Annotated in this window: 17 protein-coding genes; 3 read left to right on the top strand and 14 right to left on the bottom strand. The window is 45.9% G+C overall.

What is annotated here, in order from left to right; all coding sequences use genetic code 11:
* Positions 1-4: 4 nt before the first annotated feature.
* The 6 genes from FN831_RS24230 to FN831_RS24205 all read right to left on the bottom strand — a co-directional run bounded on the left by FN831_RS24230 (position 5) and on the right by FN831_RS24205 (position 6660).
* Complete coding sequence (locus FN831_RS24230) at positions 5-919, bottom strand: UbiA prenyltransferase family protein (protein ID WP_142530794.1); 915 nt, start codon at positions 917-919, stop codon at positions 5-7.
* A gap of 41 nt (positions 920-960) precedes the next feature.
* Positions 961-1830: an NAD(P)-dependent oxidoreductase gene (locus FN831_RS24225; RefSeq protein WP_221931403.1), complete on the bottom strand. Its 870-nt coding sequence runs from the start codon at positions 1828-1830 to the stop codon at positions 961-963.
* Between the two features lie 32 nt (positions 1831-1862).
* A complete protein-coding gene (locus tag FN831_RS24220; RefSeq protein ID WP_142530793.1) occupies positions 1863-2345 on the bottom strand; it encodes an RES family NAD+ phosphorylase in 483 nt (160 codons plus the stop codon).
* 9 nt (positions 2346-2354) lie between these two features.
* Positions 2355-2801, bottom strand: a complete 447-nt coding sequence (locus FN831_RS24215) for an antitoxin Xre-like helix-turn-helix domain-containing protein (RefSeq protein WP_221931402.1) — start codon at positions 2799-2801, stop codon at positions 2355-2357.
* 211 nt (positions 2802-3012) lie between these two features.
* Complete coding sequence (locus FN831_RS24210) at positions 3013-5607, bottom strand: M1 family metallopeptidase (RefSeq protein ID WP_246101735.1); 2595 nt, start codon at positions 5605-5607, stop codon at positions 3013-3015.
* An 18-nt stretch (positions 5608-5625) separates the two neighbouring features.
* Positions 5626-6660 carry a CobW family GTP-binding protein gene (locus FN831_RS24205; RefSeq protein ID WP_142530792.1) on the bottom strand — a complete coding sequence of 345 codons (1035 nt, stop codon included), beginning with the start codon at positions 6658-6660 and terminating at the stop codon, positions 5626-5628.
* A gap of 220 nt (positions 6661-6880) precedes the next feature.
* Here FN831_RS24205 and FN831_RS24200 point away from each other — a divergent pair, with 220 nt between their 5' ends.
* Positions 6881-8077: a C1 family peptidase gene (locus FN831_RS24200; protein ID WP_142530791.1), complete on the top strand. Its 1197-nt coding sequence runs from the start codon at positions 6881-6883 to the stop codon at positions 8075-8077.
* 440 nt (positions 8078-8517) lie between these two features.
* Here FN831_RS24200 and FN831_RS24195 read toward each other — a convergent pair whose 3' ends face one another.
* The 3 genes from FN831_RS24195 to FN831_RS24185 all read right to left on the bottom strand — a co-directional run bounded on the left by FN831_RS24195 (position 8518) and on the right by FN831_RS24185 (position 10284).
* Positions 8518-8904, bottom strand: a complete 387-nt coding sequence (locus FN831_RS24195) for an acyl-CoA thioesterase (RefSeq protein ID WP_142530790.1) — start codon at positions 8902-8904, stop codon at positions 8518-8520.
* A gap of 95 nt (positions 8905-8999) precedes the next feature.
* A complete protein-coding gene (mgrA, locus tag FN831_RS24190; protein WP_142530789.1) occupies positions 9000-9998 on the bottom strand; it encodes an L-glyceraldehyde 3-phosphate reductase in 999 nt (332 codons plus the stop codon).
* A gap of 106 nt (positions 9999-10104) precedes the next feature.
* Complete coding sequence (locus tag FN831_RS24185; RefSeq protein ID WP_142530788.1) at positions 10105-10284, bottom strand: histone H1; 180 nt, start codon at positions 10282-10284, stop codon at positions 10105-10107.
* A gap of 149 nt (positions 10285-10433) precedes the next feature.
* On the opposite strand from FN831_RS24185, the gene FN831_RS24180 reads away from it, so the two are divergent.
* Positions 10434-10796 carry a response regulator transcription factor gene (locus tag FN831_RS24180; RefSeq protein ID WP_185960595.1) on the top strand — a complete coding sequence of 121 codons (363 nt, stop codon included), beginning with the start codon at positions 10434-10436 and terminating at the stop codon, positions 10794-10796.
* A gap of 91 nt (positions 10797-10887) precedes the next feature.
* Positions 10888-11250, top strand: a complete 363-nt coding sequence (locus FN831_RS24175) for a response regulator transcription factor (protein WP_142530786.1) — start codon at positions 10888-10890, stop codon at positions 11248-11250.
* A gap of 18 nt (positions 11251-11268) precedes the next feature.
* Here FN831_RS24175 and FN831_RS24170 read toward each other — a convergent pair whose 3' ends face one another.
* From FN831_RS24170 to FN831_RS24150, 5 genes are read right to left on the bottom strand one after another with little or no spacing between them, the layout of a single operon-like run.
* Positions 11269-12186, bottom strand: coding sequence for a hypothetical protein (locus FN831_RS24170; protein WP_142530785.1), 918 nt, complete (start codon positions 12184-12186; stop codon positions 11269-11271).
* A gap of 24 nt (positions 12187-12210) precedes the next feature.
* Positions 12211-12417 (bottom strand): exodeoxyribonuclease VII small subunit, encoded by a 207-nt coding sequence (gene xseB, locus FN831_RS24165; RefSeq protein ID WP_142530784.1) that lies wholly within the window; start codon positions 12415-12417, stop codon positions 12211-12213.
* A complete protein-coding gene (gene xseA / locus FN831_RS24160; protein WP_246101733.1) occupies positions 12395-13777 on the bottom strand; it encodes an exodeoxyribonuclease VII large subunit in 1383 nt (460 codons plus the stop codon). Before xseA ends, xseB begins: the two co-directional genes overlap by 23 nt.
* Before the next feature lie 28 nt (positions 13778-13805).
* A complete protein-coding gene (locus FN831_RS24155) occupies positions 13806-14744 on the bottom strand; it encodes a phosphatase PAP2 family protein (protein ID WP_142530782.1) in 939 nt (312 codons plus the stop codon).
* Positions 14745-15365, bottom strand: coding sequence for a sterol desaturase family protein (locus tag FN831_RS24150; protein ID WP_142530781.1), 621 nt, complete (start codon positions 15363-15365; stop codon positions 14745-14747).

Genomic DNA, 15365 nt, shown 5'->3' with positions numbered 1-15365 from the left:
TCCTTTAAGCTGAGACGATCTGCATCCCTATAATTCCGCAGACTGCTTTGACCAGGATCAGGCCGTCAATAACGATCAGGTAGTAAAAGATCTTCTTGCGTTTATTCATTGAATAGGCAACGATCAGTGTAAGTATAAACGGGATCATGTTCATCAGCATTCTCTGCAGCGCGAAATGCTCGAAATACGCAAAAACCATCAGCGACACCATCCCGAGCAGCAGCAGGGGGATTAATACATAAAAGATCGTTTTTTTTAACCCGATGCGTACCACAAAGGTTTTCAGCTGGCTATTGGAATCAATTGCATAATCCTTCATGTCGAACATAATCGCATTTACGGTACAGAACATCCAGTTTTTGATAAAAAGGAAAAACCAGAGCGGAGATTCGGTGAAGTCGACACCCGACTCGATCTTTAACAGGATCAGCGGCAGTAAATTTGCCGTAGCAGCCCAGATAAAGCCTATGATAAAGGGTTTAAGCCAGCCTGTATTTCTCAGGTTGAGGTTAAAAAAGAAAACTGGCACCAGCCCGTAGTACAGTACAGCCATCCCCAGCACAACCGAGACGATGATCCAGTACAGCAGCGGAAGATGCAGGATAGCCATGTAGTCGCGGCTCAGCATATGCAGAAATACTGCGAAGGCGGTGCCTGCCAGGATCATCTGGCTCCAGTGTATAAAATTATGATGTTTGCCATACCAGGCTGTCCGCGGATTCTGGCTGTTGCTGCTGCTTGTAGCACCCATGTAGGCATACGTATAGTAAATGATGGGCGCCAGAAAGAGCAGGGTATAATAGCTCAGGGAATTGAAGGGGACATTTAACTGGAGGGTAGACTCGATTGTTAAGGCAACCGCAAGCAAACCAACAAAGTAGTTGCCAAAAAATATAAACCTCAGGAGCTTAAATCCCATTTGTTATGCTGCCATATCCTATTCCCTGAACTTTTAAAACCTTATTCTCCTGATAAGTATTTGAGCACAGCGATCATATCCTCCTCACCATGTCCCTTTTCTTTTGCTGCCTGTAATGTTGTATAAACAGTTTTCCCTACCGGTGTATCCATGCCATTTTCCGTTGCAAGCCTGATATCTTTAGTGAGGAGCCTGAGGGCAAATGCGGCTTTGAAATCATTGTTCAGGATGTTCTCTGTTTTCATTTTGGTGAGGCCGCCCCCTACTGCGCTCGCGTTGATCAGCGGAAGCAGCTGCGCCGCCTCCAGGCCATTTTTACGCGCAAAGATCACGGCTTCTGCCAGGCCCTGGACAACAACGCCCAGCATCAGGTTTACAGATAGCTTGGCCACATTGGCCTTGCCGCTTTCGCCCAGGTACACGGACATTTTACCCAGCGCGTCAAATACAGGCTTTACGTTTTCATATACGCTTTCGTCGCCGCCAACCATAATCACCAGTTGCGCTTCTTCTGCTGGCTTTACACTGCCGGCAACAGGTGCATCGAGATATGAAATCCCTTTTTCTGCACAGAGGCCGGCAAGATATTTTGTAGTTTGAGGTGATACGGTGCTCATATCGATCATCGTCAGTTCTTTGGCAATACTGGCAGAAAAGATGTTATTTTCACCTTCGTAAACCTGCTTAACGGCTTCGTCATCGCTCAGCATCGTGATGATCACATCCGAAGCAGGCACGAGTTCTGCCGCTGAATAAGCTACGCCTATCTTAATTTCTTTACTGAGTGCTTCTGATTTATCCGCACTGCGGTTATATACGGTGACGTTAAATCCTGCCTTAACAAGATTTTTAACCATTGGGGTACCCATGTTGCCGAGCCCGATCCAGCCGATGTTTATTTTTTCGCTCATGATATATCTGTTGTATGATTCAAATGTATTGTTTATTGGACTGAATGATTGTCATATTTTTTGAGAATGTCTTCGATCCTTGCATCCGGAACAAGTTCCGTAACTGCGATGATCTTTATCCGTCTGAAATCGGGATGCAGGGTATTGATCACATAATTATAAGATTCCGGCATTACTGCCGAGGGCACCTTTAATACGGGCATTCTTAAGTTATCAAACCATTGGTTGCCCAGGGGCTGACAGTGGCTGTAATCATAAGGATCGCGCCAGTCGGGATCCAGCTGCCGCTCTTCTACATGGCTGACGAGCAGATCATCGGGAATTTCTATACATACGATCTTAAAATCATGGTTAAAACCTACCCCCTGCCGCCTTACCATATTTTCGAGAAAAGCAAGCGGTATATTTTCCGCACAATAGATCACTGGCCTGCCTGCTGCAGCCCACCTGCCGTTTACGCCGGAAGCATTGAGCGTTGTTGCATAATTTTTATGCCCTATCCTGAAAACGACCATCCGCAAAGATTAAACGGCATCGCCATAAGCCATTTTGACCAGCTCATCGGCCACCAGATCAACCCCTCCCGGTGTAGTTAACCAATCCATGGGGCGCTCCTTTGAATTCCAGAAAGGCTTGTTTAGCCAATAGCTGAACTCATCTACCGTACTAAACAGCTCCACTCCTTTTTTATACAGGCCAATCAGCTTAAGCAGGTGCTCTCCGTAAACAGGCTCCAGCAACTTCTTTTGTTCTTTATAGTTGCTGATGGTACGTGAAGAAATATTGATCAGATCGGCGAGCGACTTATTGGAAACATTGATTGCCTCTGCAAAATCATAGAACAAGCCCGGTTTAAGGCCCTGCCTTGCATATTGAAAAACCTTCATATCATCACTTACGTCGATCGCACCAAACTTGACACGGAGCGTTTCTGTTCTTTTATCCAGGAGTAATGTGCTGGGAGCTGACATATTTTAAAAAATTAAACATGAATATTTTAAAACACTAATATACGAATAATTTCACTATTAACAGAGAAATTATTCACCTCTTAACTGAGATGCTTATTTACCTCTTAACTGAGATGATTATTCACCCTTAAATGAGATGCTTATTTACCTCTTAACTGAGATGCTTATTCACCTCTTAACTGAGATGCTTATCACCTCTTAACCAGGACGCTTACTTAAGCAGCTTCTCTGCCCTGAACAGGTTATCCGTATTCTGCAGGATTTTGGCCTTTAGCCTGGGATTATAATCAGGGTGCGCAACTAAAAACGCCCTGACGATATCTGCTGCCTGTTTAGACTGATATGCGCCAAACGTAGCCTGCAGCCATGACTGCGGAAAAAAGATATCACCAGTTGTCCTGATTTCTTCGAGCATGTTCAGGCTCTGCTGTAAATAGCGTACGCTGGATGCCTGGCGCAAGGGATGATGCAAATAGTACAATGCTGCCAGTACATTTGATTCCTTTGTGCGGTTGAGCAATGATTTGAGGCTGTTAAAGAAATTGTCACGCCTGGTTTTATCGCCCGAGACCGCCGGCACGATAAACTCGAAACGGCTCTTGCGATCGGGATTACTGATCCTTCCAGCCTGCTGCGCCAGTATCGTAGCATCCGCATCATCCCTGAGGGCAAGGGAAAACGCGAGACTGGTATAATCGTCTTCCGACAGTGCTATCCCTGCAGGGGGCTGCTGATCAAGCCATACCTGATATAAGCGGTTACGGGCTTCGGTGCTCATAAAAATATCCTGATACAGCTTAAACAGGTGCTTCCTGTTGTTACTGCTCTTTTGTCTCAGCATCGCTGTCCAGATTTGATTTTCCAGTACGGCAGACAAGCTTTTCCTTTGTTGCGGGCTGCTCAGTTGCCAGTACAGGCTGCTGATATAACTGCTGAGCAGTTTTACATTGAGCTCTTCCTGCTCTTTCTCCAGGGCTTTGCCAAACAGCCCCAGTAACCTTGCCGGACTTGCAATATTTCCGCTGAGCATCTGCTCATAGAGGGATATGTAGGCCGTGGCGCGGTGAAGAGGCTTCTGGAGCAGCAGTAACTGTTCCGGCAAGCGCGGATCTACAGGCCATTCGCCGTAACCATCACCGGCAGAATTGAAAAGGATCAGTTGCGGCTCCGGCAGCCCTTCGGCCTCTTTCAGTATGAGTTTTTCTCCCTTCAGGTTTACATGCAGCACTTTAACGGAGCCGGGATAGAATAAAGTAATTTCAAAAGTTTGCGGCCATACACGCTGCTGCCCGTATTCTGGGCGCTGCATCAGCTGCAGACTACGGATCTTTGTATCCGTGGTGGTCATTGTATAATTGATTACGGGCCTTCCGCTTTCATTTACCCAGACCTTGTTCCAGGCCTGGAGCCTGGCCGGCGTATAGCGGTCCAGGATCTGTATCAGGTCCGGCCATGAGGCATTTCCGTTGGCAAATTTATGCAGATATTCCCTTACGCCCTGCTGAAACCGGTCTTTCCCCATCAGGTTTTCCAGCTGCTGCATCATCAGGGGCGCTTTATGGTAAATGATATTGCCGTAAAGTGATCCGGCATCCTGCAGGTTATCCAGCGGCTGGCGGATAGGGTTTGCACCGGTGCTGCGGTCTACCGCATAGGCAGCAGGGAAATGATCAATCAGGAATTTAAGGGCGTAATCATCCTTGCCCCCGGTTTCTCCGGAACTCTTGTCGGCCATAAAATTCGCAAACACCTCCTTCATCCAGACATCCGAAAACCAGTCCATCGTCACCATATCGCCAAACCACATATGTGCAGTTTCGTGCGCGATCAGCGTATTCCTGGAATTGAGCTGGTCTTTGGTGGCGCCCCCGTCGAGAAACAGCGATGATGCCTTGTACTGGATTGCGCCGGGATGTTCCATACCTCCAAACTGGAAATCGGGAATAGCCACAAAACCAAACTTCTGGAAGGGATAAGGAATGCCGGTCCATTTTTCATAATAGGCCAGTGCGGAGGAATGAATCGCGAAGATTGCCGGCAAGCTCGGTGTAATCTTGGTTTTATCGGTTTCACGGTACAGGAAATCAGTTTTTCTCTCACCCAACGCTCCTGAAAACAGTTTGAAATCACCTGCTGCAAAAGCGAAATGATAAGTACTCAGCAGATTTGAAGGTTTAAAATGATAAGTTTTATAATTCTGGCCAATTAGGGAATCCCTTACTTCTGCATTGGCAATCGCTTTCCAGCTTTCGGGCACATGCAGGGTAAGCGTATAAACGGCCTTCAGGTCGGGCTGGTCAAAACAAGGAAAAACCGTCCTGGCGCGGTCGGGCACAAATAAGGTATAGAGATAGTCGGAGTTTCTGTTAAGTGCCCCGTTGCCTGCGGAAAGATCAATCTGTACTACGTTAATGCCTTTTTTCAGCAGCTGAGGCTGCAGCAGTAAATGTTCCTGCTGGTAATCTACATTGATCTGCTGCCCGTTGAGGGCCATACTACTGATTTTGGCAGGATCTTCCTTAAAATCAAGCTGCAAAGGCAGATGGGGATTGCTGAGCGTAAAACTGAGCGTCTCATGCGCAGCCACATCATTTGTTTTCTGCAGCGGAATTTCCAGGTCGAGCGTGTACTGAATATCGCTGAGGACAGCTTTACGGTACACCGCCAGCGAGCGCTCCACTCCCTTTTGAGGAAGGGGGCCATTTATAACCTTCCGCGAGGAACAGGAAAGCACGATACCGGAAAGCACCATGCAGGAAACCGCCACACATACAATGGGCAAAACAGCTTTAGGACCACTTAACATGTGGCCAATTTAATTGATTTATTTTATATCCGACGGAGAATAAAGGCAGGTTCGGAACATTTTATCGAAACCATATAATTTAAGGCCTTTTCCGATCACCACGATCTTTGTTTCGCGGATCTCATCGGGCAGCCAGGTTTCGCCCAGCGTGATGGCGAGCGACTTGCCAACGGTCTGCAGCACAATCCTGCTTTCGAAAAGGTGGCTGTAAATAATGCCCTTGACCCGGTAAACATTGGCCGACTGCGCGATGAGGAAAACCATCATGCGGTGTTCCAGCTCCTGGATATTCATGCTCTCCTTATACTTGAGCAGGATTGTCTCAATATCGCTGTGCTCATGCTTGTTATGCGACGTACCAAATGCAACCAGCGGCTGTTTTTCCGGTGCTGCGCTGCTGAGGCTGAATATCCCTTTAGGGGTAGCTACAGGCCTGGGGTTGCTGTAAAAGTTGGCAAAACGCTCGCGGGCAAACAGCTTCGTGACCTGGAAGTTCTGCCCTTCGGCGATCAGCGTCTCTGCAAAAGGATTGATTGATTTTAGAATTGCCTGAAGCGCTGTCACATATCCGGCACTTACTTTTTCTACTTTATTGAGCAGGATGAGGTCGCTGAATGCAATTTGCTTAATGGCCTCCGGATGTTCCTTCAGCTGGTCCTCGATCAGTTCCGCATCCACAATACAGATTACCCTTTTAAGATCGAAACCACGTTTTACATTATCACTGGTAAGGAAAGGATGGGCAATGTTTGCGGGATCGGCAATGCCCGTTGCTTCAATGATCAGGTGGTCCCAGGAATCCCTTCTGTCCCACAGGTTATTGAGCAGTTCGTAGATATTATCGTTCAGCGTACAGCAAAGGCAACCGTTATTCAGCTCCATAATATCATCTTCGCTTTTCAGGATCAGCCCTGCATCAATGCTCTCCTCCCCGATTTCGTTTTCTATAATCGCAAACCGTGTATCTTTCTTTTTGGCGATAACCGCATTGAGCACCGTTGTTTTTCCGGCACCCAAAAACCCGGTCAGGAGTGTTACTTCTTTCGCTTTCATTCGCTCTTGTCTATCTTATCGTAAAATTACTCTTTTATCATATCGGCCCGAGCAGGCCGGCCACAAATAGTTAAAAAAATTAAACCCGGATGATTTCTTCGTAATTTTCATGTTGCGCAGCGCTCAAAATCCTTGCTATTTTTTCATCAATCTGCTAAAACTGCTACATTGCCCGACAAAGATAAACAAACGCAATTAAGTTGCAGAACTAAATTCAAATATGACTAAATCATTGATCAAGCCCTTATTCCTGGCCTCGGGACTACTTTTATCATCAGCCTTTGGCTACGCCCAGGACAACCTGGTTAACTCGCTTAAAAATAACCAGTCGGCCAACAGCACCGCAGGCTTCAAATTCACCGACATCATCAACCTTGAAAACACACCTGTACAAAACCAGGGCTCTTCCGGCACCTGCTGGAGCTACTCTACCAACTCTTTCCTTGAATCAGAGATGATCAGAATGGGCAAAAAACCTGTTGTGCTTTCTCAAATCTACTCTGCCCGCAATGCCTACGTGGAAAAAGGGATCAACTACGTGCGCATGCACGGCGCAGTAACCCTGGGCGATGGCGGTGCGCTGCACGACGTGATCAATATGTACAGGAAATATGGCGCGGTACCACAAATCAACTATACCGGCCTCAACTACGGTACCAAAAAGAACAAATTTGCCGAAATGGGCGCCATCACTTCAGCCATGCTTGAAGCCGTCGTAAAAAATGCAAACGGGACCCTGACACCCAACTGGGAAAAAGCCTACGCCGGAATGATCGATTCTTACCTGGGCGAAGTGCCGAAAAAATTTGACTACCAGGGCAAAACATATACCCCGCAAACTTTTGCGAAAGAGGTAGTGGGCATTAAGCCTGATGATTACATCGAACTTTCGTCCTTCAGCGACCACCCTTTCTACTCCAAATTCACTTTGCTGGTGCCAGACAACTGGTCGTTTGATCAGGTATCCAACGTTCCCATAAATGAGATCACTGAGATCATCGACAATGCACTGAAAAAAGGTTATTCTGTAGCATGGGCCACAGATGTCAGCGAAAAATCCTTCTCCTATAAAAATGGCGTAGCCTACGTTCCGGCGAAAGCTGCAGAAGACATGACGGCCGAGGAAACTGCCGCGATGTTCAGCGAGCCAAAACCCGAAATGGAAATCACCCAGGAAATCCGCCAGACGGCCTTTGACAACTACCAAACCACGGACGACCATGGTATGCACATCGTTGGCCTTGCCAAAGATCAGAACGGCCGCGAATACTATATCGTAAAAAACTCATGGGGCGTAACCAACGATTACAAGGGCTACCTGTATGTAACAAAGAATTACGTGAAATACAAAACTACCGCGATCCTGCTGCACAAAGGTGGTATCCCTGGCGCGATCAGCAAAAAGCTCGGATTGTAGATTATTGGTATCAGGTATAGGGTTAAAACCGGGAGACGCAACCCAAACCTGTATGCATGCCGATCGCAAGGCCGATATGCCGGTCGAAAGGACAGCAGCTGGTCGCAAGGCTAAGATAGCCGGTCGCAAGGAAAATATGCCGGTCGAAAGGCTATGAGGCCGGTTGCAAAGACAATATACCGGTTGCAAGGCGAAAACAGTCAGTTGAAAATAATACATGCTGATCGCGAGGCCAACCTGCGGGGTTAGATGATCCAAAAGATGCACTTAAAAAAAAAACACATGTGCTGATTCACACCGTGCATTGTTTATTTGATTTAGATGCTAATCTAAATCAAATGAAGAATGGGGTGTGAAGCAGTACATGTGTTTTTTTACCGAAGGCAGATCTACCTATCCAATCAATACATCAGAAATGCGAAAAACGAAGCCGCAACACCTCATTTAAGAATTGGCGTTGGCTTTTTATACTCATCCATAGCGACGAAAGAAAACTCCCCGCTCACTGCTTTCTCGCGCAGTTCGGAATACATCTGTTCCACAAATATATCCACCCTCACCTTCATGCTCGTATTCCCCACATGGCTCACCGTGGCCACCAGTTCAACAATAGTCCCTGCCGGAATAGGATGCGTAAAATCTATCCTGTCACTGCTTACCGTGACCATTTTCTGCCTGCTGAACCTTGTAGCACAGATAAAAGCCACTTCATCCATCATCATCATTGCCGTACCTCCAAAAAGCGTATCATAGTGATTCGTTGTATTTGGGAATACCGCTTTAAAAATCCTCGTCTCCGATGCTTTAATCTTCTCTTCTAAAGTCATAATATGTTATCATACGGGAATCTAAGGTATATTCTCCGTAGCATTGTAAATTGTAATAGCCTTTCCGCCGTTGCGGAAATTATCTGATCTGCGGATTAAACCTGATTCGCCAGTATCTGATCGATACCCTGTAATTCTTCCGCAGTAAAATCGAGGTTCTCCAGACATTTCAGCGAGTCCATCAGCTGTTCAGGACGGCTTGCCCCTACCAGCACTGAGGTAATCCGCTCGTCGCGCAGAATCCAGGCCAGCGCCATTTGCGCCAGTGTTTGTCCGCGTTCTCCGGCAAGCGCATTCAATGCGTTCAATTGTTTCAGCACTTCTGGCGTAATCTGGGACTGCTGCAGGAAACCTGTTGGTTTTGCCGCTCTTGAATCTTCAGGAATACCGTGCAGGTACTTGTTGGTCAGCAATCCCTGAGCTAAGGGAGAAAACGGGATACATCCCACTCCTTCTGCTCCCAGAACATCCAGCAAGCCATTTTCGATCCATCTTTCGAACATCGAATATTTAGGCTGATGGATCAGGCATGGCGTGCCCATCTGGCGCAACAACTTAATCGCTGCTTCAGCTTCCGGCGCCTGGTAATTTGAAATCCCCACATACAAAGCTTTTCCCTGACGTACAAAAAGATCCAGCGTAGCCATTGTTTCTTCAAGCGGAGTTTCAGGATCCGGGCGATGGTGATAAAAAATATCCACATAATCCAGCCCCATACGTTTCAGGCTCTGGTCCATACTTGACACCAGGTATTTCTTTGAACCCCAGTCGCCATACGGGCCGTCCCACATCGTGTATCCCGCTTTGGAAGAGATCACCATCTCGTCGCGGTATGATGCAAAATTTTGCTTCAGGATGGTTCCGAAGTTTTCTTCTGCCGAGCCCGGAGGCGGGCCGTAATTATTGGCCAGGTCAAAGTGGGTTATACCACTGTCGAATGCCAGTTTGATGATATTGGTAGAATTCTGCAGCTGGTCTACATGGCCGAAATTGTGCCACAGGCCGAGCGAGAGGGCAGATAATTTAAGCCCGCTTTTTCCGCAGCGGCGGTATTGCATATTTGTATAGCGGTCTGGATGCGCGATATAAGGCATAATATTAAAAATAAAAAGAGGGAATAACAATCCAGAGTATAACCAACCGGTAAGATTGCAGACACTCTATTTTGATATACCCTCTTCAGGTTAGGTTGTGCTAATCTTACTTAGCTGAATTTTTTTTGTCTGTTACTTCAGCACGGATGTCCTGAGCAAGAACTTTTAAATCCTGCATTGCTTTACGTACTCTTGTACCTGCAGCACTGTTGCCAGCATTGTAAAACTTCTCTACATCAGCTTCGGCAGAAGCAAGCAGTTCTTTTAATTTTGTAAATTTTTCCATGTTTTAATCTTTAATATGAAGCCAAATATATAACTTTTACGAAATAAATACCCATTCCAACATTTTTATTCACTTTTTATTTCAGGATCTGATACTAAATCAATTTTTCATCGTATACCTTGTTATAATAGCTACACTAATAGATGTATATGGCAAAACGGATACACATAGTTGAAGACGACGAAGATATCAGGTATATTGTATGTTATATCCTTGTTGAAATGGGATACGAAGTAGTACTTGCGGACAGTATTTCTGATTTCAGGGAACAGCCGCCGCTGGCTGAAGATACCGGCCTTTTCCTGCTGGATGTGATGCTGCCGGACGGAAATGGCCTTGATCTGTGCCTGGAGCTGAAAAAATCTCCTGCAACACAACATATACCCGTAATTATCATGTCGGCCCATGCCACAGAAACGCAGGTGATCCAGCAGGCCTGTGCAGACGAATTCATCGCCAAGCCCTTTGATCTGGACGAGATCACGAATATGATTAAAAAACATATACTGTGACAAATTTTCTGCAAGATTAGTATTTTTCTATATATATTTGTTTTCCGGGATCATACCCCTCTGATTATCATCCTGCTTGAAATTGAATGTGATGAAGAAAAAGATATTAGTGTTAGAGAAAAACAAGGATATACTTGAATTAATTGCTGTTATCTTAACCGAGGAAGGATATGAACTTGACCTGATCAGTTCAGAAAATGATATGTTTAAACATATCAAAGACTTTGGCCCGGATGCGATTTTACTGGATATTATTCAGCCTACTCCAGAAGGCACTGCTCTATGTGAAGCGATTAAAGCTGCAGAAGATACCAGTCACATTCCCGTGATTGTATTGTCTACACATCCAAAAGCGGAAGTAGTAAAGGAAATATGTGCGGATGAAGTAGTGAACAAACCCTTTGACATATCTTTCCTGGTATCAGTAATAGAGCAGCAGCTCATGATTGCATAAGCCACTGCTATCATTTGATTATATATCGTGATGTTTCTTTAAAAATTTAAGATATTTCTTGTCATCTTCAAACAGCTGAGCGCCTTCCAACTCATAAGCTCTCAAAAGAAATTCCAGTGCCTGCTTTTCGTCACCCAGTTCAAAACAGGCTTCTCCGAGGCGCAGTAACACAAAAGGATTTGCTTCTTCGGCCGTGTAGAACTCGTTAGCTATCAGCAGCTGCTCCTTCGCTTCAGCGAATTTGCCGGCGCTAAACAAGGCATCTCCCAGAGAAGCCGTAATATATCCGGTAGCTTCCCAGTCTTCCTTCGGTTCCGGCAGTACAGCGTAAGCTTTTGCAAACCAGTCGGCCGCTGCAGCATAATGCTCCTCGTCCATCTCGGCATTGCCCTTTTCGCAGTAATCGTCCATCAGGTCCTGCTGTTCGTCAGTCAGTTCTTCCCCTTCGTCATCACCCTCTTCTGCGGGAACAAAGTTTCTTTTAAAATCTTCGAAATCCTCATCTGCAGCCAGTGCAATAAAAAGGAAATCGGGATGTGAATCTGCAAAGATTTTCTTTTTGCCCAGTTCATAGGCGATCCTGAAATATACCCTTGCCTGGTCTAAATCCTGAAGCGCATAATAGATCGCTCCTGTTGTTAAAAAATGAACAGTACCTTTTACCTGGTCTGTTTTTATCTTTTCCTGCAGGAACTCCGTTTCTTTCAGGAAAAAAGGCAATGCTTTTTCCAGCTGACCGGTTTGCTCATAAAATGCGTAGATACTGTCGAGCATAATCACGCCCACACTGCAATACTCTTTAGGATCAGGGATCTGCCCTTCGATCTCCAGCAGCAAAGCTTCCGCTGCTTCGGTGTCGTCTGACTCTGCAAGTACATAAACCTGATCAATCTGATCAAAAAATGCTTCTTCTTCTTCCGCGCTGTAAACTAACATATCTTTATTTTTAGACGAAGGTAGTTATAAGGGTTGGTTTTCCATCTGCTTTATAATTTTGTTCACCTCAGTTTCGGTAGATCTTAATTTTGCCTGGCAGAAGGCGATCAGCACAGAAGCGCGTTTTACCTTTTCAGCAAGTACGTCTACTGATACCGCTTCTGTTTCGATCTCAGCGGCAATCGCGGCAAGCTCCTGGTAGGCTTCCTCATAGTTCAAATTCTTTTCCATTGCGGGATGTTTTAGCTAGTACCTTTGTGTTAATTTCTGTTGTGGCCAGCGTTACGGTCATCTCGGTGCCCGGTTCGATCTGTGCGGCATCGCTCACAATCTCACCATTCACTTTCAGGATCGCAAAGCCTTTGTTCAGTATGTTCTGCGGGCTCATCAACCGCACGATAGATTCAAAATGAGCGATATAGCGCGACTGGTTTACAAAATACATCCTGTTGAACGAACGTATGTTGGCCAGCAGGTTATCCAGGTCGCGTTTCTTATTGGAGAGGATAATCCTGGGGTTGCTGAGGATCATGCCCGAAAGGTTGAGGATGTCCCGGTGTTTTTCATGGATCAGGTTTCTTGATGAATTGATCGTGATCTGGTTGAGCCGGTTGAGCTGTTCTTTGTGATGGTTCATCATCTGGAAGGTCCTGATCACCATTTGCTGCTGTAAGGACAGTAGTGCATCCTCAAAGCCCCTGTTGTGCGCAATCAGCAGCTCTGCCACCTTTGTAGGCGTTTTGGTAGCGGTATGCGCCATCAGATCGGCAATAGTTTCATTCTTCTGGTGGCCGATGCCGGTGATTACAGGGATGGGAAACTTCGCAATGGCGCGGTTGAGCTCATAGTTATCGAAGATCAGGAAATCCATCTGCGAGCCTCCGCCCCTGATGATGACCAGTGCGTCATAGGGTTTTCCGGAATCAAATACCGCAATCAGCTGCGCCAGTACCTGCTTTGCATTGCCTTCTCCCTGTACCAGGGCAAAGTAATCATCGATCTCAAAATGATAACCAAAAGTATTATTTTCCAGGGTGTGCCTGAAGTCGTGATAGCCCGCAGAAGTATCAGAAGATATCACAGCAATGTGCTGCAATACGCGCTTGAGCGGCAGGTCACTGTTACGCGTACGGTACAGGCCGTCCTCAAGCCTGATAAACGAGGGATTATCCCTCAGCAGCCTTTGCAGTGTTTCCTTGCGCTGCTGCTCAAACCGTCCGAGGGTAAAGCTGGTATCGATATCCAGCAGGTTGAGCTGAAGGCCAAAGGCAGGATTATATTGCACAGCCACCTGTACCAGAACATTGATATCATTTTTGAACTGCTGCCCGGTGGCTTTCTCAAAATTAGAGATATTTACCGCTGCATTTCCCCATGCCCTGCCGCTGATCTTGGCCAGGATTTTTGCAGAGGACTTATCCTTCTCTACAAGTTCAAAGTAATGGAAGTTGCTCTGGGGCTTAAAAGTATAATTGGTAACGTCGGCTATTACCCAAAACGTTCTGGAGCCAAAAACACCGTTAATGGTATCATGGATCTGTGCGGTGAGTTCAGATAGTCTGATGGAGGGTAATGCTGCCAATTCTTTCAATGCGATTAATGCACTAATTTAGACAATTCTAGGCGATAACCGAACGCATTTTTTCTACGAAAGCTCCCAGTGTGGTATGTTTAAGCAACAGGTTGAATACGCTGATGCCGATAATTGCGCAGGTAATCCCTGCCAGTACATCGAGGACGTAATGGTGACTGGCATAGACTGCTGTGAACCAGATCCCTATCATCACCGTGCCAAAAACCAGGTTCATGGCGCCCATTCTGTTCTTTATACCATAGTATACCACAATCACCGGGTATGAAGAATGAAGCGATGGCATTGCGGCAAAAACATTGGAGCCCTGCCTGTAAATCGATTCAAAAATCGTGGTATTCAGCAGGTGATCAAACCTGATCAGTCCGGCCGGATTGGAATGCGTATGCGCGAGAAACACAAATCCATGGTATTGTACATACCATGGCGGTGCTGCGGGATACATATAATAAATTACAAACCCGATCATGTTCACAAAAACAAAGGTGAGCGAGAAGCGGATAAAAAGTTCTTTTTTTGCAAAAAACAGGTATGCGGCAAATGCCAGCGGCACAGGGATCCACATCAGGTAAAAAATACCCCCGATAAAATCGAGCACTGGTGCATGGTGCATCCTGAGAAATTCATTTGGCGTGAGCACACGGCCATGGGCAAATATTCCAAAAATGTGCTTCTCCATATGATAAAGATCAGCGATGTGAACACTGCTGACGGCATAATTGGGGAAAGCCTTCATGTAATCAAACAGGATCCAGTATATAATGAAGATGGAAAAGCCAAGGATAAACTTTCTGGTGACTACAGACGCATAATACAGTCCGTTGAAAAGCAGGACCAATACCACCTGGTTGCTGTTAAATCCTATCAAGAACCAGGAGAAGCACAGGTAAAATACAGACAACAGCGAAATGAGGATGATGTCTTTGAGCGCGTAAAATGGTTTGTTAGACCCAGGGTATTCAGACATTTATTTTTTATTAAAATCTGAACCCAGGACTTTGTCCCATAGTGCAGAGCTCACTCCATAACCTTTGGTAGAGTCAGAGTAGTGGTGTAACATGTGGTGTTGCTTCAGTTTTTTCCAGAAAGAACTTTTAAAGTTTGCATGGTGCAGCGCATAGTGCGTCATATCATAGATCAGGTAGCCGATCAGGAATCCGGTATAGAAAGCATAGATCGTACCGGCTGGCAGCAGGTATAAAAACAGGAAGTACAATGCCAGTGCCATTGGGATACTGGCCGATGGCGGCAATACCAAACGTTTCGAATCATTCGGATAATCGTGGTGCACGCCGTGAAAAATAAAATGTATCCTTTTTCCAAACTCAGACTTGGGGTAAAAATGGAATACCCAGCGATGTAAAACGTATTCTGTAACGGTCCACAGCAGGAGCCCTGTAAGGAGCCATCCGAGGAAATGAAGCAGCCCAAGCTGCGTAGCTGTAAATGATTTCCAGCCGAGGTAGCTGATCACCGGTATATAAACAATCAAAGGCACATAGTAATGTACCTTGGACAAATTTTCAAAGAGATCATTCTTAAAAATCCTGATAGAATCAGAGGAATTCGAAATAAAATTTTTCTTCAT

The sequence above is a fragment of the Pedobacter westerhofensis genome, assembly GCF_900182595.1.
In the GTDB taxonomy this organism is placed as follows: Bacteria; Bacteroidota; Bacteroidia; order Sphingobacteriales; family Sphingobacteriaceae; genus Pedobacter; species Pedobacter westerhofensis.
This window is presented reverse-complemented; position numbering and strand designations above follow the sequence as displayed.